At 64.1% G+C, this 19,018-nt stretch carries 20 protein-coding genes; 12 read left to right on the forward strand and 8 right to left on the reverse strand.

Annotated features, from left to right (window positions below; genetic code table 11):
* Positions 1–13 precede the first annotated feature (13 nt).
* From ACXAD2_RS01570 to ACXAD2_RS01585, 4 genes are read left to right on the forward strand one after another with little or no spacing between them, the layout of a single operon-like run.
* Positions 14–1,003 (forward strand): ABC transporter substrate-binding protein, encoded by a 990-nt coding sequence (locus ACXAD2_RS01570; protein ID WP_475165999.1) that lies wholly within the window; start codon positions 14–16, stop codon positions 1,001–1,003.
* 36 nt (positions 1,004–1,039) lie between these two features.
* Positions 1,040–1,831, forward strand: a complete 792-nt coding sequence (locus ACXAD2_RS01575) for an ABC transporter ATP-binding protein (protein WP_475166002.1) — start codon at positions 1,040–1,042, stop codon at positions 1,829–1,831.
* Positions 1,828–3,402: an ABC transporter permease gene (locus ACXAD2_RS01580; protein ID WP_475166003.1), complete on the forward strand. Its 1,575-nt coding sequence runs from the start codon at positions 1,828–1,830 to the stop codon at positions 3,400–3,402. The genes ACXAD2_RS01575 and ACXAD2_RS01580 overlap by 4 nt, the downstream gene beginning before the upstream one ends.
* Positions 3,399–4,436, forward strand: a complete 1,038-nt coding sequence (locus tag ACXAD2_RS01585; protein ID WP_475166005.1) for a glycosyltransferase family 4 protein — start codon at positions 3,399–3,401, stop codon at positions 4,434–4,436. The genes ACXAD2_RS01580 and ACXAD2_RS01585 overlap by 4 nt, the downstream gene beginning before the upstream one ends.
* A gap of 299 nt (positions 4,437–4,735) precedes the next feature.
* Here the strand turns inward: ACXAD2_RS01585 and mqo are convergent, their stop codons facing one another.
* The 5 genes from mqo to ACXAD2_RS01610 all read right to left on the reverse strand — a co-directional run bounded on the left by mqo (position 4,736) and on the right by ACXAD2_RS01610 (position 9,587).
* Positions 4,736–6,412 carry a malate dehydrogenase (quinone) gene (gene mqo, locus ACXAD2_RS01590; RefSeq protein WP_475166008.1) on the reverse strand — a complete coding sequence of 559 codons (1,677 nt, stop codon included), beginning with the start codon at positions 6,410–6,412 and terminating at the stop codon, positions 4,736–4,738.
* 207 nt (positions 6,413–6,619) lie between these two features.
* Positions 6,620–7,312 (reverse strand): LLM class flavin-dependent oxidoreductase, encoded by a 693-nt coding sequence (locus ACXAD2_RS01595; protein WP_475166010.1) that lies wholly within the window; start codon positions 7,310–7,312, stop codon positions 6,620–6,622.
* A 32-nt stretch (positions 7,313–7,344) separates the two neighbouring features.
* Positions 7,345–8,109, reverse strand: a complete 765-nt coding sequence (istB, locus tag ACXAD2_RS01600) for an IS21-like element helper ATPase IstB (RefSeq protein WP_446288431.1) — start codon at positions 8,107–8,109, stop codon at positions 7,345–7,347.
* A complete protein-coding gene (locus tag ACXAD2_RS01605) occupies positions 8,106–9,155 on the reverse strand; it encodes an IS21/IS408/IS1162 family transposase (protein ID WP_475166013.1) in 1,050 nt (349 codons plus the stop codon). The genes istB and ACXAD2_RS01605 overlap by 4 nt, the downstream gene beginning before the upstream one ends.
* Before the next feature lie 51 nt (positions 9,156–9,206).
* Entirely contained in the window at positions 9,207–9,587 is a 381-nt protein-coding gene (locus tag ACXAD2_RS01610; protein ID WP_475166014.1) for an IS21 family transposase, read from the reverse strand.
* Positions 9,588–9,763: 176 nt separating this feature from the next.
* Here ACXAD2_RS01610 and ACXAD2_RS01615 point away from each other — a divergent pair, with 176 nt between their 5' ends.
* The 3 genes from ACXAD2_RS01615 to ACXAD2_RS01625 all read left to right on the forward strand — a co-directional run bounded on the left by ACXAD2_RS01615 (position 9,764) and on the right by ACXAD2_RS01625 (position 11,580).
* Positions 9,764–9,886, forward strand: coding sequence for a hypothetical protein (locus ACXAD2_RS01615; RefSeq protein WP_475166015.1), 123 nt, complete (start codon positions 9,764–9,766; stop codon positions 9,884–9,886).
* Between the two features lie 152 nt (positions 9,887–10,038).
* Positions 10,039–10,296, forward strand: coding sequence for a zinc finger domain-containing protein (locus ACXAD2_RS01620; RefSeq protein ID WP_475166017.1), 258 nt, complete (start codon positions 10,039–10,041; stop codon positions 10,294–10,296).
* A gap of 957 nt (positions 10,297–11,253) precedes the next feature.
* Positions 11,254–11,580, forward strand: coding sequence for a single-stranded DNA-binding protein (locus ACXAD2_RS01625; protein WP_475166019.1), 327 nt, complete (start codon positions 11,254–11,256; stop codon positions 11,578–11,580).
* Between the two features lie 55 nt (positions 11,581–11,635).
* Here ACXAD2_RS01625 and ACXAD2_RS01630 read toward each other — a convergent pair whose 3' ends face one another.
* Positions 11,636–11,899 carry a hypothetical protein gene (locus ACXAD2_RS01630; RefSeq protein ID WP_475166022.1) on the reverse strand — a complete coding sequence of 88 codons (264 nt, stop codon included), beginning with the start codon at positions 11,897–11,899 and terminating at the stop codon, positions 11,636–11,638.
* A 453-nt stretch (positions 11,900–12,352) separates the two neighbouring features.
* Between ACXAD2_RS01630 and ACXAD2_RS01635 the strand changes: the two genes are divergently transcribed.
* The 5 genes from ACXAD2_RS01635 (at position 12,353) to ACXAD2_RS01655 (ending at position 17,491) form a co-directional block, all read left to right on the forward strand.
* Positions 12,353–12,643 carry a hypothetical protein gene (locus ACXAD2_RS01635; RefSeq protein WP_475166023.1) on the forward strand — a complete coding sequence of 97 codons (291 nt, stop codon included), beginning with the start codon at positions 12,353–12,355 and terminating at the stop codon, positions 12,641–12,643.
* On the forward strand, positions 12,640–13,230 hold the full coding sequence (locus tag ACXAD2_RS01640; RefSeq protein ID WP_475166026.1) for a hypothetical protein: 591 nt from the start codon (positions 12,640–12,642) through the stop codon (positions 13,228–13,230). Before ACXAD2_RS01635 ends, ACXAD2_RS01640 begins: the two co-directional genes overlap by 4 nt.
* Positions 13,231–13,318: 88 nt before the next feature.
* Positions 13,319–14,374: a COG3904 family protein gene (locus ACXAD2_RS01645; protein WP_475166028.1), complete on the forward strand. Its 1,056-nt coding sequence runs from the start codon at positions 13,319–13,321 to the stop codon at positions 14,372–14,374.
* A gap of 1,162 nt (positions 14,375–15,536) precedes the next feature.
* Positions 15,537–16,421 (forward strand): ArdC family protein, encoded by an 885-nt coding sequence (locus tag ACXAD2_RS01650; RefSeq protein WP_475166031.1) that lies wholly within the window; start codon positions 15,537–15,539, stop codon positions 16,419–16,421.
* A gap of 587 nt (positions 16,422–17,008) precedes the next feature.
* A complete protein-coding gene (locus ACXAD2_RS01655; RefSeq protein WP_475166035.1) occupies positions 17,009–17,491 on the forward strand; it encodes a hypothetical protein in 483 nt (160 codons plus the stop codon).
* A gap of 33 nt (positions 17,492–17,524) precedes the next feature.
* Here ACXAD2_RS01655 and ACXAD2_RS01660 read toward each other — a convergent pair whose 3' ends face one another.
* Both ACXAD2_RS01660 and ACXAD2_RS01665 read right to left on the reverse strand, forming a co-directional pair.
* Positions 17,525–18,226, reverse strand: a complete 702-nt coding sequence (locus ACXAD2_RS01660; protein WP_475166036.1) for a hypothetical protein — start codon at positions 18,224–18,226, stop codon at positions 17,525–17,527.
* Positions 18,223–19,018: ParA family protein (locus ACXAD2_RS01665; protein ID WP_475166039.1), on the reverse strand; the 796-nt coding region annotated here is incomplete at its 5' end. The genes ACXAD2_RS01665 and ACXAD2_RS01660, both read right to left, overlap by 4 nt.

A 19,018-nucleotide genomic window follows, 5' to 3' on the forward strand; every position in this document is an offset into this window, starting at 1 on the left:
CCGGGAGGGTCCCATGCAATTTCTGACACCCACACGCCGCCTGTTTCTTGGAGGCACCCTGTCCACCGCCGGGTCTGCGCTGCTGACGCCGCAGCGGGCGCGGGCGCAGGACGCCGTCGCCCTGCAATTGTCGTGGCTGCATTCGGTGCAATTCGGCGGCAGCTACATCGCCCAGAAGAACGGCTATTGGAGCGACGCGGGGCTCGAGGTCTCGCTGCTGCCGGGCGGGCCCAATGCGCCGGTCGAGCCGCCGGTGGTGGCGGGCACGGCGCTGGTCGGCATCTCGGCGGCGGATTACACCGCCGCAGCGGTGAACCAAGGCGCGCCCTTCAAGATCATCGGCGTCGCCATGCAGAAGAACCCGTTCGCCATCGCCTCGCTGCCCGACAACCCGGTGAACAGCCCCGCCGATTTGGTCGGCAAAAAGATCGGCATGGCGCTGGCCAATACCCCGGTGCTCGAGGCGCTCTGCACGATCAACGGCGTGGATATCGCCGGGATCGAAGTGGTGCCGACGCAATATGACGCCGCGCCGCTGGTGCAGGGGCAGGTGGATTGCCTGCTGTGCTGGGCCACCGATCTGCCCGTGGCGATGGAGATGCAGGGCGTCGAAAGCGTCACCATGCTGCTCGCCGATCACGGCTATGCGGTGCATTCGCAGACCTATATCGCCACCGAAGACAGCCTTGCCACCCGCCGCGACCAGCTCGTGGCGCTGATGAAGGGCGAGGTCACGGGCTGGCGGGACTACCTCGCCGATCCCGAGGCCGCGGCGGAGCTGACCGTCGAGGTGTTCCCCGATGCGGGGCTCGATCTTGCGACGCAGAAGCTGCAGGCCGAGCGGCAGGTGCCGCTGATGTTCTCTGACCTGACCGAGGCCGAGGGCTTTGGCTGGTTCACCGAAGAGACCGTCGCCGCCAATGTGGAAACGCTGGAGCTTTTGGGCAAGCCGGTCTCGCCTGATCTCTGGGACCGTTCGATCCTGGAAGAGGTCCATGGCTAGGCCGCGCCGCGCCAGCCTGCGGGCGCGTGCGGGGGGATGACCGCGCGCCCCGATATCGTGCTTGCCGGGGTGGCCAAGCGCTTTGCCGCGGCGGGCCGCCCTGTGGAGGCTGTGGCGCCGGTTGATCTCACCCTCGCGGGCGGGCAGATGACCGCGCTTGTGGGTCCCTCGGGCTGCGGAAAGTCGACGCTGCTGCGGCTGATCGCCGGGCTCGAACCGCCCAGCGAGGGCCGGATCACCATCGGCGCCGAAAGCCCCAACGATCTGCGCCAGCGCGCCGGGCTGGCGGTGGCCTTTCAGGACGCGGCGCTGCTGCCGTGGCGCACGGTCGAGGGCAATATCGCGCTGGGACGGGCATTGGCGCGCAAGCCGCGTGACCCCGAGATGATCCGCGAGATGATCTCGCTGGTCGGGCTTGCGGGGTTCGAGCGCCGCCGCCCGGCGGAACTGTCTGGGGGGATGCGCCAACGCGCCGCCATCGCCCGCGCGCTGGCCGGAGAGCCCGAGCTTTTGCTGCTCGACGAGCCCTTTGCCGCCGTCGATGCTCTGACCCGCGACCGGCTCAACACCGAACTGCCGCCGCTTTGGGAGGCGCGCGGCGCGACCTCTGTTCTGGTGACCCATTCGGTGGCCGAGGCGGTGCGCCTGTCGGACCGCATCCTTGTGCTGACCCCGCGCCCGGCGCGCGTCGCCGCCGACATCCCGGTGCCGCTGCCGCGTCCGCGCGGGCCCGAGGTGCTGGCGTCCGAGGCGTTCCGCGCGCTCTGCACAGAGGTCACGGAGGCGCTGCGCGATTACCAATATCCCGAAAGCGTCGCGGCGCAATGAGCGCAGGCCCCGCCGCACTGCGCCTGCCCCGCCCGCTGCCGCGCGGGCTGGGGCTCTTGCTGGTGTTGCTGATCTGGGAGGGGCTTGCCCGCGCCACCGCGGGCAGTTTCATCATCGCCGCGCCGAGCCAGATCGCCGCCTATATGGCCGCCCATTCCGGGCTGCTCTGGCGGGCCTTCGGCACCACGCTGGCGGCGGCGGCGCAGGGCTTTGTCTGGGGCAATCTTGTGGGGGTGCTGCTGGCGCTTCTGGCGGTGCTGTTGCCGCGCGGCGAGCGGCTGCTGGCGACGCTGGCGCTGCTGGTCTTCTGCCTGCCGCTGGTGGCCACCGGGCCGATCCTGCGGGTGCTTTACGGGCCCGGCACCGGCCCGCAGGTGACGCTGGCGGCGCTGGCGGTCTATTACACCACCTTCCTGCCGGTGCTGGTTGGGTTGCGCGCCGCGCCGCAGGGCTGGTTCGACCTGCTGCGCAGCTACGGGCGAGGGCGGATGACCGCGCTGCGCGAGGTGCGGCTGCCCGCGGCGCTGCCTTATCTGGTGGCCGGTCTGCAGATCGCCGCGCCTGCGGCCTTCCTCGGGGCGATGGTCGGCGAGTTCACCGGCGCCGAGCGCGGGCTTGGCGTGCTGACCGTGCGGGCGCTGCGGGCGCTCGATCTGCCCGCCACATGGGCCATCGCGGTGATCGCCGCCGGGGTCTCGATGCTGGCCTTCGCGGCGGTGGGCGCGCTTGGACGCCGCTTGGACATTGCCCCGCCCGAAGTGCTGATTGCCGCGCCCGTGGCGCGCAGCCGCCGGGTCTGGCACGCCCCCGCGCAGGCGCTGCTGGCGCTTGGTGTCACGCTGCTGATCTGGAAGGGCAGCATGGAGGTCTTTGGCCTGCCACGGTTCTTCGCCAAACGCCCCGAGGATGTCTGGAGCTACCTGTTCACCAGCCCCGGCGCCGAGGCGCAGCGCGCCCGGCTTTTCGGCGCGCTTGCCGAGACGTTGGCGCTGGCCGGACCGGGCTATCTGGCCGGGCTGGGGCTGGGCGCGGGGCTGGCGCTGCTGCTGGTGCTGCTGCCGCGCCTTGCCGGGGCGGTGATCCCGCTGTCGATCGCCCTGCGCTCGATCCCGATCATCGCCACCGCGCCGCTGATCGTCTGGGCGCTGGGGCGCGGCGCGGCGGGCACCATCACCGTGGTTGCGGTGATGATCTTTTTCCCGACGCTGATCGCCTGCCAGCACGGGCTAGCCCGCACGCCGCGCGCGGTGCTCGATCTCTTCGAGGTCTACGCCGCCAGCCCGCTGCGCCGTCTCATCGGCGCGCAGCTGCCCGCCATGCTGCCCGCCTTCTTCGCCTCGGCGCGCATGGCCATTCCCGCCGCCATCCTTGCCGTCACCACCGCCGAATGGCTGGCGACCGGGCGCGGCATCGGCGCGCTTATGGCAACGGTGGCCTCGACCTCGGATTACGGCATGCTGTGGAGCGCCATCGCCCTCGTCGGGCTGGCGGCGGTGCTTGCCCATGCGCTGGTCGCCGCGCTCGAACGGGCGGTGCTGGCCCGCACCAGCGCCGAGCAGCTTGCGCGATGAGATCCTGCAGCTTTGCCATCCCCGGCGATCACCGCCAGAAGACCGGCGGCTTCATCTACGAGCGTCGCCTGCTCGAGGAATTGCAGGCGACAGGCCGCGAGCTGCGCCATATCGTGCTGCCCGCCGGGGCGGCGGCGGCGGAGCAGGGCGCGGCGCTGCGCCGCGAGGTCTCGGGCGCGTTGGAGGCGCTGCCGCCCGAGCAACCGTTGATCCTCGACGGGCTGGTCTTTGCCGCGATGCGCCCCGAGGCGCTGGCCCGGCTGCGCTGCCGGGTGGTGGCGATGCTGCATCATCCCATGGGGATGGAGCAGGGGCTGCCTGCCGATCTCGCGCGGCAGCTGCTGGCGCAGGAGCGGAAAAACCTGTCGCTGGCGGCAGAAATCGTCGTCACCAGCCCGCACACGCGGCAGACTTACATAGACCTCGGGGCCGATCCCGCGCGGATCACCGTGGCGCTGCCGGGCTATGACGGGCCGCGCGATCTGCCGCGCGTCGAGGCCGGGCCGCGCATCCTCTCGGTCGGTCTGCTGGCGCCGCGCAAGGGGCATGACGTGCTGATCCGCGCGCTGGCGCAGGTCGCCGATCTTGCGTGGAGCGCGCGCATCGTCGGCAAGACCCATAGCGCAGATTATGCCGCCGATCTGGCCGCGCTGATCGAGGATCTGGGGCTGCGCGGTCGGGTCGAGCTTGCAGGCGAACTGTCCGATGCCGCGCTCGCCGAGGCCTATCGCAGCGCGCGGGTCTTTGCGCTGGCCACGCGCTACGAGGGCTACGGCATGGCGCTGGCCGAGGCGCTCTGCCACGGGCTGCCCATCGTCAGCTGCGCCGCCGGGGCGGTGCCCGGTACGGTCGGAGATGCGGCGCTGCTGGCCCCCCCCGATGATCCCGAGGCGTTCGCCGAGCACCTGCGCCGGCTGCTCACCTCGCCTTCGACGCGCGAGGGTCTCGCCGCCCGGTCCCGCGCGCTCGGACGCGCCCTGCCGCGCTGGCGCGATACGGCAGTGGTGATGGGGCGGGTGCTGGACGGGCTTTGAGCCTTGGTCGCTGGTAAGGAGGGGGAGGGAGCGCGGCGACCCCAGGGAGGAGGAGAGGGGCCGCCGCTAAAATGCAGGGCTCAGGGAGGAGGAGGGAGCCCGGCAAATTCCACACGGACATCTCTGTGCCGTGATGGAAATTTAGGAGATGCCGCGCTGCAGAACAATGCCCGCCTCCGCAAAGCTGTTCTGCAAATGATGCATATTTCATGCAGGATGAAAGACTGTCCTGTCACCCTGATAGGGCGGCCACCCCGGCGGACCGGGGCGGCCATTGGTCTTAGTGGGGTCTCTCTGGCTCAGAGCGCCATGTCCGGGACTTTCTGAACAGCGCCATCGACGCCGGTCTCACCGATCAGCGAGCGATCGACCGTGGGCATCGGCAGCGCCAGCTGCAGAACCTCGGCGGTCTCCTGCCATTCACGCTCGAGCGCATCCGGATCGTCATTGAGCTTGGTGCCATAGCTCGGGACGATGGTGCGCAGCTTGTCGGCCCAGTCGCCCGCGACCTTTTCCGGGAAGACCTTCTCCATCAGGCTCAGCATGATCGGGGCCGCGGTGGAGGCGCCCGGCGACGCGCCGAGCAGGGCCGCGATCGAATTGTCTTCCGAGGCGACGATCTCGGTACCAAGCTTCAGCTGGCCACCGTCTTCGGTGTTCTTGATGATCTGCACCCGCTGACCGGCCTTCCAGAAGCGCCAGTCTTCGTCCTTGGCATCGGGGACATAGGCGCGCAGCTGCTCCATGCGGTCGTCGTTGTTCTGCATCAGCTGACCGGCGAGGTATTCCACCAGCTCGAACTCGTTCCAGCCGACCTGGAGCATCGGCACGATGTTGTCGAGCGTGACCGACGCCGGCAGATCCCACAGCGAGCCCTGCTTGAGGAACTTCGTCGAGAAGGTCGCGAAGGGCCCGAAGAGCAGGGTTTCCTTGCCATCGAGGAAGCGGCGGTCGAGGTGCGGCACCGACATCGGCGGGTTGCCGGTCGCGGCCTTGCCGTAGGCTTTCACCGCGTGGCGACCGACCACATCCGGATTCTCACAGATGAGGAAGGCACCGCCCACCGGGAAGCCGCCATAGGCATCGGCCTCGGGAATTCCGGACTCCTGAAGCAGCGGCAGCGCACCGCCACCGGCGCCGATGAACACGAAGCGGGCCTCGATTGCTTCCTCGCGGCCGCCGCCTGTGGGCTCGTGGAAGACGCGCCAGCCACCGTCGGCGGTGCGCTCCATCGAGGTCACCTCGCGGCCGGTCGTCGTGGTGAAGCCATCCATCTCGTTCAGATGCTCGGCATACTGGCGGGTGACCTCGCCGTAGTTCATGTCGGTGCCGAGCTGCGACCAGGTTGCCGCCACCTTCTCTTCCATGTTGTGGCCCTGCATCATCAGCGGGGTCCATTGCTTGATCTCGTCATGGTCGGTCGAGAACTTCATGCCAGCGAAGAGCGGGCTCTTTTGCAGTGCGGCATGGCGCTTGCGCAGGTATTCGATGTTCTCATCACCCCAGACGAAGGACATATGCGGGGTGGAGTTGATGAAGCTGCGCGGGTTTTGCAGCACGCCGCGACGGACCTGATGCGCGAAGAACTGGCGCGTGATCTGCCATTGCTCGTTGATCGACAGGGCCTTGGTGATGTCGATCTCGCCGGTATCGGTCTCGGGGGTGTAGTTGAGCTCGCAGAGGGCCGAGTGACCGGTGCCGGCGTTGTTCCAACCGTTGGAGCTTTCCTCGGCAACGCTGTCTAGGCGCTCGATCATCTCGATGTTCCAGCCGGGCTCCAGTTCCTTGAGGAAGACCCCCAGTGTCGCGCTCATGATGCCGCCGCCGATCAGCAGGGCGTCGACCTTGTGGGCGGTGGCCTGCGCCATGCCGCGGATCGGCGTGACGGCCGAGACAGCGCCAGCCGCGACCGCGGTGCCAAGCAGCTGTCGCCGGGTGAGGCCACGTGATTTTGCGGATGTCGAGGATCTCTTCATAGGGAAGCCTTTCGTTTTTTGCCTCCCTAAGCGGCGACTTATGCGGCAGCGTGCCGCAGGTCAACCGTGTGCCGTTGCATACCGAATATGTGATCAGCCCAACGGTGCCGCCGACGCGCGACCGGGGGGCACGGCTGTGACGCGGCACGAAGATCGCCCCAGACATGGTGAAACGGCCCCGCCACGGCGCGCGTGGCGGGGTGATGATCAGCCCGCCACCTTCTCGGGCTCAGGCGCGCTTGCCAGATAGTCGCGGGCGCGGATGTCCCCGGTCTCGGGCGCCGACAGCCCGAAGTTGCCGCGCAGCGTTGCCTGCGCGTACTCGGTGCGGACAAGGTCGCGTCGGCGCAGCTCGGGCAGCAGCAATTCGACGAAATCATCAAGACCGCTGGGCATCGCGGCGGGGCAGATGTTGAAACCGTCGGCGGCACCGTTTTCCACCCAGTGCTGCAGGTCATCTGCGATGCTTTCGGGGGTGCCGATCAGGAGGCGCTGGGAATTGGCCGAGGCGGCATGCTGATAGAGCTGGCGGATGCTGAGGCCTTGGCTCTGAGCAAGGTTGTAGAGGTTGTCGGCCATCGAGCGCACCGTGGCATTGGCCGAAGGGGCCGGGACCGGGCCGTCCGGGTCGTGCTGCGACAGATCGCCAAAGAACGGGTAGAGCACACCGAGGCCGATCACCGGATCGATCAGCTCCTGCAGCGCGTCGAATTTCGCCTGCGCCTCTTCCTGTGTGCGCCCGATATAGAGCGTGATGCCCGGCATGACCGCCAGATCGGACGGCTTGCGCCCGAAAGCCGCGACGCGTTTGTCAATGGCGGAGCAAAAACCAGCCACGGGGCGGCGTAAAAGCAGGCCACGTTTATGCGCGCACTTGAGCCCGCCGGGAGGGCGTAGCACGAGCGGCGGGCTCAAGTGCGCGTCGCGGTTTTTTACGGGGTCTGGCCGGCGTTTCGGGCCCGACTTTGCGCGAGCCTGTAGCTGTCGCCATTCATCTCGAGGATGTTGACGTGGTGGGTCAGGCGGTCGAGCAGAGCGCCGGTCAGGCGCTCTGTTCCGAAGGTCTCGGTCCATTCGTCGAACGGCAGGTTGCTGGTGATGAGCGTGGCGCCCCGCTCGTAGCGTTGCGAGATCATCTCGAAGAGTAGCTCGGCGCCGGTCTTTGACAGAGGTACGAAGCCCAGCTCATCGATGATGAGCAGTTTGACGGAGGCCAGCTGCTTCTGGAGCCGCAGGAGGCGGCGCTCGTCGCGGGCTTCCATCAACTCATTGACCAGTGCCGCGGCCGTAGTGAAGCTGACCGACATTCCTTTCTGACAAGCGGCCAATCCCAGTCCCAGAGCAACATGGGTTTTGCCCGTGCCACTTGGTCCGAGCGCAATGACGTTTTCGCGCCGCTCGATCCATTCGCAACGGGCAAGTTCCAGCACCTGCATCTTGTTGAGCTTCGGGATCGCCTTGAAGTCGAAGCTGTCCAGGCTCTTCTTGGCGGGGAACTTTGCAGCCTTGATCCGACGTTCGATCATCCGTCCCTCGCGGTCGATCAGTTCCAGTTCGACAAGTCGGGCGAGGAACTGGACGTGGTCCAGGCCCTCGGCTGCACATTGGCGCGCTAGCTTCTCGTGCTCCCGCAAGAAGGTCGGGAGCTTCAGTGTCTTGAGGTGATGAGCAAGCAGGATCTGCGGAGCACCGGTCATGCCGCGTCTCCCGACAGCAGAGACATGTAGCTGGCCGCCGAGGTGGTCCCGACATTCGCGCGCGGCAGGTAGGGATAGACATCGAGGTCCAGCTTCGGCGGCCGTTTCTCAACATGGCAGAGAGCGAGGTGCTTCACGGCATCGAAGCCGACCGCGCCCAATTGCAGGGCCTTCTTCACGGCCGCGTGGAGATCATCGATGTCGAAGGTTTCCAGCAGGCGCAAAACCTGCACATATTCCCGGCGTCCCGCCTTGATCATCCGCGCTTCCATCAGGCGGCGCAGGGTTGCGAACTCCGGCGGCAGGTTCCATTCGGCAAGAGGCGCGGCCTGATCCAAAGCATTGATCTTCCTCTCGATGAGCGGGAGGTAATGCACCGGATCGAACACCATGTCCTCGCGGTCATAGCAGCGGGGATGGCGTGCGATGAACTCGCCGCCGCAGCCGATCACAACCTCGTCGACATAGCCCCTGATCCAGACATCGCGGTGGCCGTAGGCGACCGGCACCGAGTAATCGTTGGTCTTGTAGCGCACCAGCGCTTGGGAACTGACTCGCCCGGTGGCTTGGTCGCAGGCATCGAACGGCGCGGGTGGCAGATCAGACATCACGACCAGATCTCGCACGAGGCGTTCCCCGATGGTCTCGGACTGGCCGCGCAGAACATCCGCCTGACGTTTGCGACACTGCTCCTCCAGATAGGCGTTGAACGAAGCCCAACTCACAAACCGCGGGACCGGGACCATGAAGTTGCGGCGGGGATAGCCGACCAATCCTTCCGCGTTGCCCTTGTCGTTCCCCTTGCCGGGGCGGCCATAGCGGTCTCGGAACAGGTAGTGGGACAGGAACCCGCTGAAGAGCGTGGCCCGCTGACGTGTGCCGTCCGCCAGGATCTTCGCAACAAGACAGCGATCGTTGTCGTAGAGGACCGATACCGGCACCCTGCCGAAGAAGGCGAAGGCGTGGACGTGGCCGTCTACCCAGGCTTCCGCTGTCGCGGCGGGATAGGCGCGCACGAAGCAGGCATCACTGTGCGGCAAGTCCATAACGAAGAAGTGCGCCTTCTGCTCGACGGCGAGCCATTGTGCGCCATTGGTTCAAGCGCAATGGCGAGCGATGACGACCACAGCCTCGCCGAAGTCGGCCTGGGTATGTCCTGGCGGATGGGCCAGCGGCACGAACATCTCTCGGCCGCGCCGCTCGCGCTCCCGCATGTAGTCCTTGATGATCGTATAGCCGCCCGTGAAGCCATGCTCATCGCGAAGCCGCTCGAATACCCGCTTCGCCGTGTGCCGTTGCATTCGATGGACCTCGCGATCCCCTTCCAGCCAGCCATCGATGATCTCGGTGAACCCATCCAGCTTCGGCCGCTTCACCGGCGCCGTCCGCCGGTATCCAGGCGGAACCGAGAACGCCAACATCTTCCGAACGCTGTCTCGGGAAACCCCAAACTGACGCGCAGCCTCGCGCTGGCTCATGCCTTCTGAACAAGCCAGGCGAACCTTCCGATACAAATCCACGGTGAAAATCCTCCCGCCCTCCCTGTCGCCAGAAAGGGTAAAGGTGGACGACTTTTACGCTGCCCGCAGCGGGCTCATCCCGCCGCTACCGTGGTCGACTTTCTCACCGCCGTTCTCACGACAAGCTGAAGAAAGTGGAGAAGGCCGCGAAACTCGAAGCTCTGTTCCACGGCGATCCCGACCTGCGCAGTGCGCTTGGCATCACCGACGCGCAGGCGGCGAAGATCGACGCATGGCTTCCTGAGGGCATGCAGTGAAAACGCGGGCGGGGCGCAAGCGCCCCGCTTGCCCGGGTGGGACGGCGGGCGGGCCAAACAGTGACCCCGCTTAGGCCCGCCCGTCTGCCTGACCCATCCCGTTCCACGAGCATGCGATATGGCGCGCCCCGCAACTTTAGATGGAGGTTCTCATGCCCGACTTCACTGCCCACCGTCACCCTGTCCTGACTGTCCGCTGCCCGGAGTGTGATCGCGCCCCCGGGGTCTGGTGCCGCCGTCCGAGCGGGCACAGGGCGAGCGATTTGCACCAGCGCCGATATACGGAGGCGGACCGCGCCTTCGTTGATCAGCACGGCCCCGACGCGAGCGTCGCGCGTGATGACGACGGCTGGCTCATCGATCCACGCGGGCGCGTCGGAATCCGGCCTCGTGCCGAGCAGGCCAGATGATCTCTGATCTGTCCTTTGTGGTAAAGGACCACCTGGCCCCCCCCTTCGGCGGGGTCCTTTTTCGAGGTCCAAGGGTGTCCTGCCAGGGGAGGGCGCAAGACCCTGCCCTGGCAGGACTGGCGCTGTCCGCGCGGGAGCCGCTCTCGCGGAAGGGCCCTGCGTTACCCCGGGGTCGTCGACATTCATGTCCGAGCGCGGCGAGAGGCCCTGTCCTGGGCAGGCGCTGAGAAGCCGATCTCGATCGGTCCGCCATGCCGGCACTGTCAGCCTGATCCATTTAGGGTCTGGGAAATGCGCGCCGGGTCGCGAACCTAGCCCTCAAGGCGGTCCGCGAAAAGCTGGGATGGGGAGGCTCGGCAGGGAGCGCCGATATTCCCGGATCACCGTCTCGAGCGCATCTGGCGATCCTCGGCCCGGCCGCGCGTGGCATGCTGGCCGTGATGCTGGCGTTCACGCCCTCGATCGAGCACCGTGTCCTGAGCCGGCGCCCGCTATCTTCCGCAGCACGGCCGCCAGGCGCCCCAAGTTTGGCGAGGTCGTCCATTCATTGTGTCTTCGGCATCCTCATAGGATCCGCCGCTCGAGATGTGACCCAGGGCATAGGTCTCTTTCGCCTCGGACGCTGGGACGAACGTGATGTGACGTCGCCGGCGCTGCGCGTCACCGCCCGCGATCATCTGACCGCCCAGGGGCGATGCCGGAGGTTCTGTAGCTGCCGTCCATGATTGTCCCGCCTGCAGAGAGCCGAGCTTGCAAGGTGCCGCCCTGTCGCCGCCAGCGTGTTTCGGACACTCAACATGACTCGGTCCGCTCTTCGCGACCGGTCGGCGCTAAAGCGCCGTCCTTCAAACGAAAAAACGGCTTCCGCTTTGCGGACCCTCCGGTTTTTGGTTTGATCGCATCGCGGCCCGGTCTGCTCGTTTTTCACCGAAACACTCAAACTGACGGAGACACAAAATGCGTACCTTTGCAGAATTTCAGATCATCGGCCGGGTCGGGAAAATCAAGGAAGTCGGCCCCACGCTCCGGGTGAGCATCGCCGCCGAATACGGCCGGAAAGATGATCGCGGCGACTTCCAGTCGCGCCCCTTCTGGAACGAGGTCACGATCTTTAAGGATAGCGTCATCGGCTGGGCGAAAGAGAATATTGCCCCGGGCGACGTGGTCCACACCCGCGGCACCATGCGGCAGAGCGAATACACCAAGGACGGCCAGACCGTCTACGACGTCACCTTTGCGGCCAACGATTTCGACCTGCTGCGCAAGAAGGTCAGCGATGGCTGAGGCAAACGGGCAGGGCGGCCATCGGCCGCCCTTTCCGCTTTGTCAGCCGCGCGGCTTACCCGGCGGCGCAATGCGCGCGCCCGGCGCGATCCGCGGAACCTCGGTCTCCCTCGGCGCGTTCTTCTGATCTCGTCTTTTCGGGATCGCTCGTCAGGGCCTGGATCGCTTCGGTGAGTCCGCCGAGGCGCATCAGGCTGCGCCTGCGCCCGGAGAACCAAGAGGCGCTCCTTCCCGATATCTCGGGCAGCATCGTTCCATAGGCGAGGGCGAAAGTCTGGTAGCTGACGTCGCTGGTCCCGAGCTCGGCGAGCACGAACATTTAAGACCCCCGGGCAGGGTATTGCGCTAAGGTCACCCGCATCAGAAACAGCCGTTCGTGCCTTGGGCAGCGAAAGCTGACTGAGAGCCCAACATGACCGATGCTGCAATGTGTTTGGATGTCCGTTCCCCTTGCAGTCGTTACTCTGCCAAGGGCAAAATCGAAAATTTTTGGTTTCGAGCGATAGTTTTGAGAATGGCTGGGTAACCCAGAAGTGCCTAGAAAGTCGAATGTGGGGTAGACACATCGCCACAAGAAGCAATTTCGTGTTCGGAGCTTGGGGCGGATTGGCAACTTATCCTTCATTCATTGACCAGTTGCCGGATGGTCGCGCCTTGGTTAGTCTCGTTGGAAAAGGTTGCGTCGGGGGAACGGGTGAAAGCTCTTTGTGTATTAGTTTCTGTGGCAACCATCTTGGGTGCAACCAAAATTGCCTTCGCTGAGAGTTGGGCCGTGAAAGTGGAAGAGCTTGAGTGCTTGGTCCAAAATCTCGAAGCATACCATCAAGCGCCGGTCGACCCAGTGATCATCGTCTTGGGCGGATGTCCTGAAGTAGATCCGACGGCGGCTTTTGCGTCTATTGCGCAAAACTCTGCAGTAAGCGAAGTCCGAATAGAAAATGATGATGCCCAAAAGCCCGCCGAAATCATTATCTTGGATAAATCGTCTCTCGACTGTCTTGCGCCTTACTTGTCCGACACTACCAACGGGATAGTCACACTGCCGGAGAACCCCTGCAAGTGACTGATGGGCAAGATCGCACACCAAAGAAATCAGCACGGGCCTTGCGTGGCGAACCCGGTCGTATTGTTGGCAAGGCTTTAGAGAGTGGTGCGAACCTGGCTGTCGTGTTTGGTATCGTTTTCGCATTCTATGAAATCTCTCGCCAGTCGAATGCGGAGCGAATGGCAGCCTCGCTGCAGCAACTCGCGGTTTTTCAGGAATCGCATATTGTTGATGCCCGCTTGCGCTTGCAGGAGTATTGGCTGCGGCAACCTGTTGGGGTGGTGAGCGGCAAGGCCGGAAACCGATTGGTCTTTGACAGGCTAGCCAGGGATCAGATTTTTCCGAAAGACGGAGATACCAACGCAGGCGACTTGTTGCGTGTACTGGATCAATTAGATTTGATGGGTGCGTGCATTCAAAGCAAGGTCTGCGAAGGTAAGATAATTTCACGTCAATTTGGGAGATATGCCGCCAGCTTGATGTGCTTATATGCAAGTCCCATTGATGAGCTCCGTGATCAATATGAAATGAAATCGCTGGGCACCCAAATAGTGGCGATTATTGGAGAGGAAGACCCTTGCGATTTTCAAAAACGGTCACCTTGATGGCATTATCTTTGATCTGAGATTTTCACTCATCGTTTGGAAGAGAGCCCTGCTTTCTCATTCCTGAAGCTTTTATAGGAGTTCAGTTTTGAAGCTTTCAACGCCCATTTTCTCATTTCTCATTGCAGCTTTGATTGGTGTGAAATCCTACGCAGCCGATTTCTCGGTTATTCCAAAGTCTGGCGACCCGGAGGAGTTCGCTCGTTTCAAAATGACTGGCCCAATCTCTCCTGGAGACGCAGATAGACTTGTTGCGTTGCTGGACCAAGAGTTGCAGGATTACTATTGGGACACGCATTACGTGACGCTCACATTGGATAGCCCGGGTGGTTCCTTCAATGAGGCGCTGAAGCTGATGGATCTGCTCAAAGAGCGTCAAATTGGAACCAGAATTCAAGAAGACGCGTCGTGTATGTCCGCCTGCGCGGTGGCGTTCATGGGAGGCAGCCGTGTCGTAGCAAACATGTTTCGGATGAGCCGGATTGTCGAGCCCGGCGGGCGGCTTGGCTTCCATGCGCCTAGCTTGAACATTGGCGGTGAAGCGATGGTCCCAGCGCAACTCTTGCAGAATTCTTACGAAAGCGCCCTCTCCGCAATCTCAGGAATACTGGATCGCCGCGAACGCTTCGAAATTCAAACATCCTTGGTTGAGAAGATCATTGAAACGCCGCCTTCTGAAATGTTCATCGTCGAAACCGTCGATGATTTCGCCAGGTGGGACATTGCGGTGGAAATGGATCAATCAAATTGGGAGCCTGATGCAAACGATGTCGCCCGAATGTGCCTGAATCAAGCGATGTGGACATCTGGTGGTGGAATTGCGGAAAGTGATCTAAATAAAAGCTCCGGGGTGCCGCCCCATTCCGAAAGAGTCAAGGAATGGGCAAGCAGGGTAAATTTCTATGAGCCCCCTGATCAGAAGGGAATTCGATCCGTTTTCGCATATGCATCAGACACAGGCATGACCACTTCTACCTGCGTAGTGCAGCTGGTTGATTTTCAAGGAAAGTGGCACCCTTCTGTATATTGGTCACAAGTGGACCCAGAAACCGCTGTGAGGATCGCAAGCAAAACGGAGAGCGAGTATCGAACCTATATGCTGCACGCGCTTCCATTCGATTTACCTGTGGCGAATCTGAGATAAAGATCCCTGCCGAGAGACGACGGAAACGGATGGCGCGCACCAAAGGACTGGAAGCTCTTGACGGGCTCTATTTTCGAGATCCGCACTGCGATCATCGAAATGTCCGCGTAGAAATCCGCTATTCGGGAATGCTACTTTTCCCAATACGCGATTGGCGCCGGACAACTGATGGCTGAACGATGGGCATGTAAATTATTCTACAATATATAGTTGCAATTCATGTCATGAATTTATACAACTTTCTGTAATTAAAGGCGAAAGTAATTTGGCGCAAGGCCCTTTAACCCCCGCCATTCTAGTAATTCTTCGTGGCACAATCTTCCGGATCGCAACGAGATGGTCGCCGTATGCAGCCATTTACGCAAACGCAGCGAAATGACGCTTTGTCCCGCATTAGACCCCTTCGTCGACCACGTGTCGAACGTCAGCAAATCGCAATCGGCATGGTTGCGCAGCGTGCCAGGGTTTTCATCCCCAGCGGCAGTGGGTAGCCCTATGGATAAAAACTCCCTCGGCCCTTCCTGCATTGGCCCGACCCTAGTTTGCCCAAAAATCGGGCGTTGATCTTAGGGGACGCTCTACGGCCTCCTTTGCTCAGCGCACCCAAGGACCCCCTAACCGCGCCTGCCCCGCCTTCGGCCGGGCATCAAGCCAGACCTTCCCACAAGCCGGCTCGCCATCCTTCGCGATATGGCTGCGCGTCCCGCTCGCCGCCTGCAAGGCCCGCCCCGTCCCCTCGGCCGGGGGCGGGCTGGAAAGCTCTGGCGGATTGATCTGAGGAGAGCCGCGCGGGGCGCGCGGCTCGCATCGCTCCAAAGGGCAGGGCAGGGGCTCGACGGGCTGCGCCCGCTCACCCCCGTCCTGGCATGATGCTGTTTGTCTGTCCGCCCAACAGACCGGCCCCGGAAAGTCAAAAGACAAGCGCCGCCTTTGGCGTCGTCTCCGCCGGGGCCGTGTCCTCGCGCGGCGCGCTGCGGGCCGCACCACCCCCGTCTCCGTTCCTTTGACTGTCCGTGTCCGGCCCGTGGGTCGGGCTTCGCCCTCTCCCACTCTGTTCCGCCGAAAACATGCGTTTCCGGTCAGACAGATTGGCCGAGGCGCAGCCCATCGGCGGAAGGCGGGCTCGGAGCCCCCACCGTCTCCACCACGAAGGAGGCCACAAATGGCAAAGGCGAAATTCGACGTATATCAGCACGTCACCGATGAGATCATTGCGCAGATCGAGGCGGGCACACCGCCCTGGCGCAAGCCCTGGACCGGCGGCGCAGGTGGCGCGCAGATGCCGGCCCGCTTCAATGGCGAGGACTACCGCGGCATCAACGTGCTGATGCTCTGGGCGACGGCCGCCAGCAAAGGCTATGTGTCGGCACGTTGGATGACCTATCGGCAGGCGCAGGAGCTTGGGGCGCAGGTGCGCAAGGGCGAGACGTCGGCCACGGTGGTGAAGTTCGGCACGGTCGAGCGCGAGAGTGACGACGGCGACGAGAAGAAGATCCCCTACTGCCGCGCCTACCGCGTGTTCAACTCCGACCAGATCGATGGCCTGCCGGAAGACTTCTACACCCGTCCGGAGCTGCCGCGGGATCTCGGCACCCAGGCCGATCCGGACCTCGAGGTGTTCCTCGCGCGCACCGGTGCAGCGATCCATTCGAGCCCGGAGCCGCGAGCGTACTATGACATCCGGGCGGATCGCATCCACATGCCGCCGATCGAGACATTTCTCAGCGCGCAGGCATTTTACGGGACCGTTCTTCATGAGCTGACGCATTGGAGCGGTGCGGAGAAACGTCTCGACAGGTTCAAGCGCTTCTCCGACCGCACGGCCTACGCCTTCGAGGAATTGATTGCTGAGGTCGGCGCCTGCATGCTCGGGGTGCAACTCGGCGTGGCGCCGGAGTTTGACCAGAGCGCGAGCTATGTTGAAGGGTGGGTTGCGGCCATGAAAGGCGACAATCGCGCGATCTTCCGCGCCGCGTCGGAAGCGCAAAAGGCGGTGGACTTCATCTTGGCTGAGGCCGGGTGGAGCGTCGCCGAGCAGGCCGCCTAAGGCGCTTCCCCGCTTAGAGATGATGATCGGGCCTCGCTCACGCGGGGCCCGCCAAATTTTCGCGGGTTGGTCTCAGCGTCTGCGCCGCCGAGGCCAACCCGCGCGGGCCGGGCCTAGGTCCGGCCCGGGGAAGATGAGGCGGGGATTGGCTCCTCGCAGATCAGGCCCATCTTGAAGGCGCCGGGGTTCTCCCAGGCAATTTCGGTCTCTCCTGTGTTCCACCGAAATCTCAGTCCCAGGAACTGTTCTTCCCCTGCGTCATCGAGGTGAAAAACTTTGGAGATCGGGAAGGCATAGAGTTTCTTTGCCAGCATGGTTCTTGTCCCAAATAGTTGAAGCCGGATAGCGCGCTATCCGGTCTGCCCGCTGGCGAGGCCGGGGGTAGCAAGGGCAGCAGAAATCGACAGGGGTGGTGCGGCCCGCAGGCCCTCGGCCGAGGACACGGCCCTGGCTATTTCTGTTGACCGCGCGAGGGGCTGCGCCCCTTAGCCCTGTCCATGCAGTTTTGCTTGCGGGCTTCGGTTTTCATTCCGGATGGTATGCCCTAACGTAAGAGAAATACGCTTTGTGCTCCAAAGGAGTGTTTCATGCGATGTTCATCATTCGGTGCATTCATCGTCTCCGCGCTGATGCCGCTCACCCTGCAGGCTCAGCAGGAGACCGGATCGCAGGAGGGGGCCGCGGCGGGCGCTGCACCGCTGGTGATCTCGGATGTGACCTGGTCTCACAGCCTCCAGCGCGGATTGCCTGTGCATGATCTCGAGGGCCCCGGCGCATCGCTGCAGCTCGTCTGCGATCCTGATCGTGTCTTCGGCCCGCAGCCGAACGGGTCTTTCGCGGTGACCCTGCCGCAGGAGCGCGCACCGGCGCGGATCGTGGTCCTGGCACAGACCGGCGAGCAGGCGGCGTTCGAGCTCGTAGACGGTCGCATCGCTCAGGCGAAGGCTGATCCCGATGCGTGGGCGACCCTGGTCACCATCCTTGGGTCGAGCACCGAATTTGCCGTGGTCAGCGCGCATGATGCGGTGACCTGGAATGTGGGCGAGGTCCTCACCGGCCCGTGTGAGTGAGTAGGCACCACGCCCAAAAGCCCAGGGTGACGCTTATCCCGCCGCCTTCCGCTCGTAGACCGCGAGCGCGTCGAGTTCGTAGAGCCGGAACAGCGCGCCGATGATCCGCGCATCGGCGATAAGATCGAGCGGATCGCCGATCTCCGCGCGCAGGGTGCGGACAATCTCGGGATCGGAATAGGCATTCACGAAAAGCCCGCCGCCGCCCTCGGTCCGCGCCAGATCGAGATGTGTCTTGAGCCGCGTGCTGTCGCGCAGCGCGCTTGCGTGATCGAGATCCAGGTATCTCTTGCGCGCCTGCTTCATCAGTGCCTTTTCGAGATAGTCGACGCTGGTGCCCAGCCGGACCGCCAGTGCCTCAAGCCGCGCCATGTCGGCCGGCAGCCAGACCACGAAGCCGCGCACGTTTTTCTTCGCTGGAGCCCCGGCCTCTTCGGGCGCCGCGGCGCGCCGCGCTGCCGCCTTCGGCTGCGCCGGTCGCGGGCGCTTTGAGGTCGCTGAGTTCTCTGTGCCCGCCGGAGCCAGATCAGGGGAGACGCCGGCGCCTGCGTCGGCGTCGGGTTTGGGTTTGGTCCTCGGCTCTTGCGGCTCGGGAGTAGTGCGGCCTGCGTAGCGGGCCGTGGACCCTGCGAGCCGGCTGCTCGCCTTGGCGTGCTCGGCGGCATTTGGCAGCGCGTGGGAGGTGCGCACGACACGAGACCTCTTGCGCTTTTCTGGTTTGGGATCGTCGCTCACTCTGCCGCCTCCCTCACGTCGATGACCGCAAGGAGTTCGTCGAGCAGCGCGTCGCCGCCGGCCAGGATGTCCAGCATGGCGCCGCCCTGCAGCCGCCCGGCGGGCTGGGAGTTCGCCGCCTCGGCGGCCACGCCGAGCGGACCCCAGGCCGCGATCTCGCGCCAGTATTTCGAGTTGGGGATCACGGTCAGCGCATGCGGCATGTCCATGACCGCCTGCAAGGCGTCGCGATCGCGCGGGGTCAGACTGGCGATGTCGAGATCCCCGGTCAGCACCGAGATCATCTTTGCTGGCACCGCCGTCAGCACCGTGCGCAGCGCCGGGGTCGGGGAGTCGGGTGTGACGGTCTTGAGGATATCCTCGAACCACTCGAGCGTCCGCTCGGCGATCGAATAATCCGACTGCTCGGGCCGGGTCGGGATCAGCACCAGATCGGTGGCGAGGATCAGGTCTTCGGTGTCAGCATTGGCCCCCGGGCGGGTGTCGATCAACACGAGATCATAGCCCTCGGCTTCCATGCGATCGTAGCCGTCGTAGATCTCATCCATATCCGCGACCGCGCCGCTGATGGTCAGCTGGTCATGACGCCAGGCGGGTTTGTCGATCTTGCCCCAGGAGGCGCGGTTGAAGCTGGCCTCCCAGCCAAGCGCCTGCGGGTCGGTGTCGACGTCAAAGATGTGGACCTTCATCCCGCGGGCGAGGGCGGCCGAGGCGAGGATGCGGGTCAGCGTCGTCTTCCCGCTTCCGCCTTTCATCATCATGGTCGAGATGGTCTTCAAGCTCGGTCCTCCA

The sequence above is a fragment of the Salipiger sp. ABN3_019 genome, assembly GCF_056158605.1.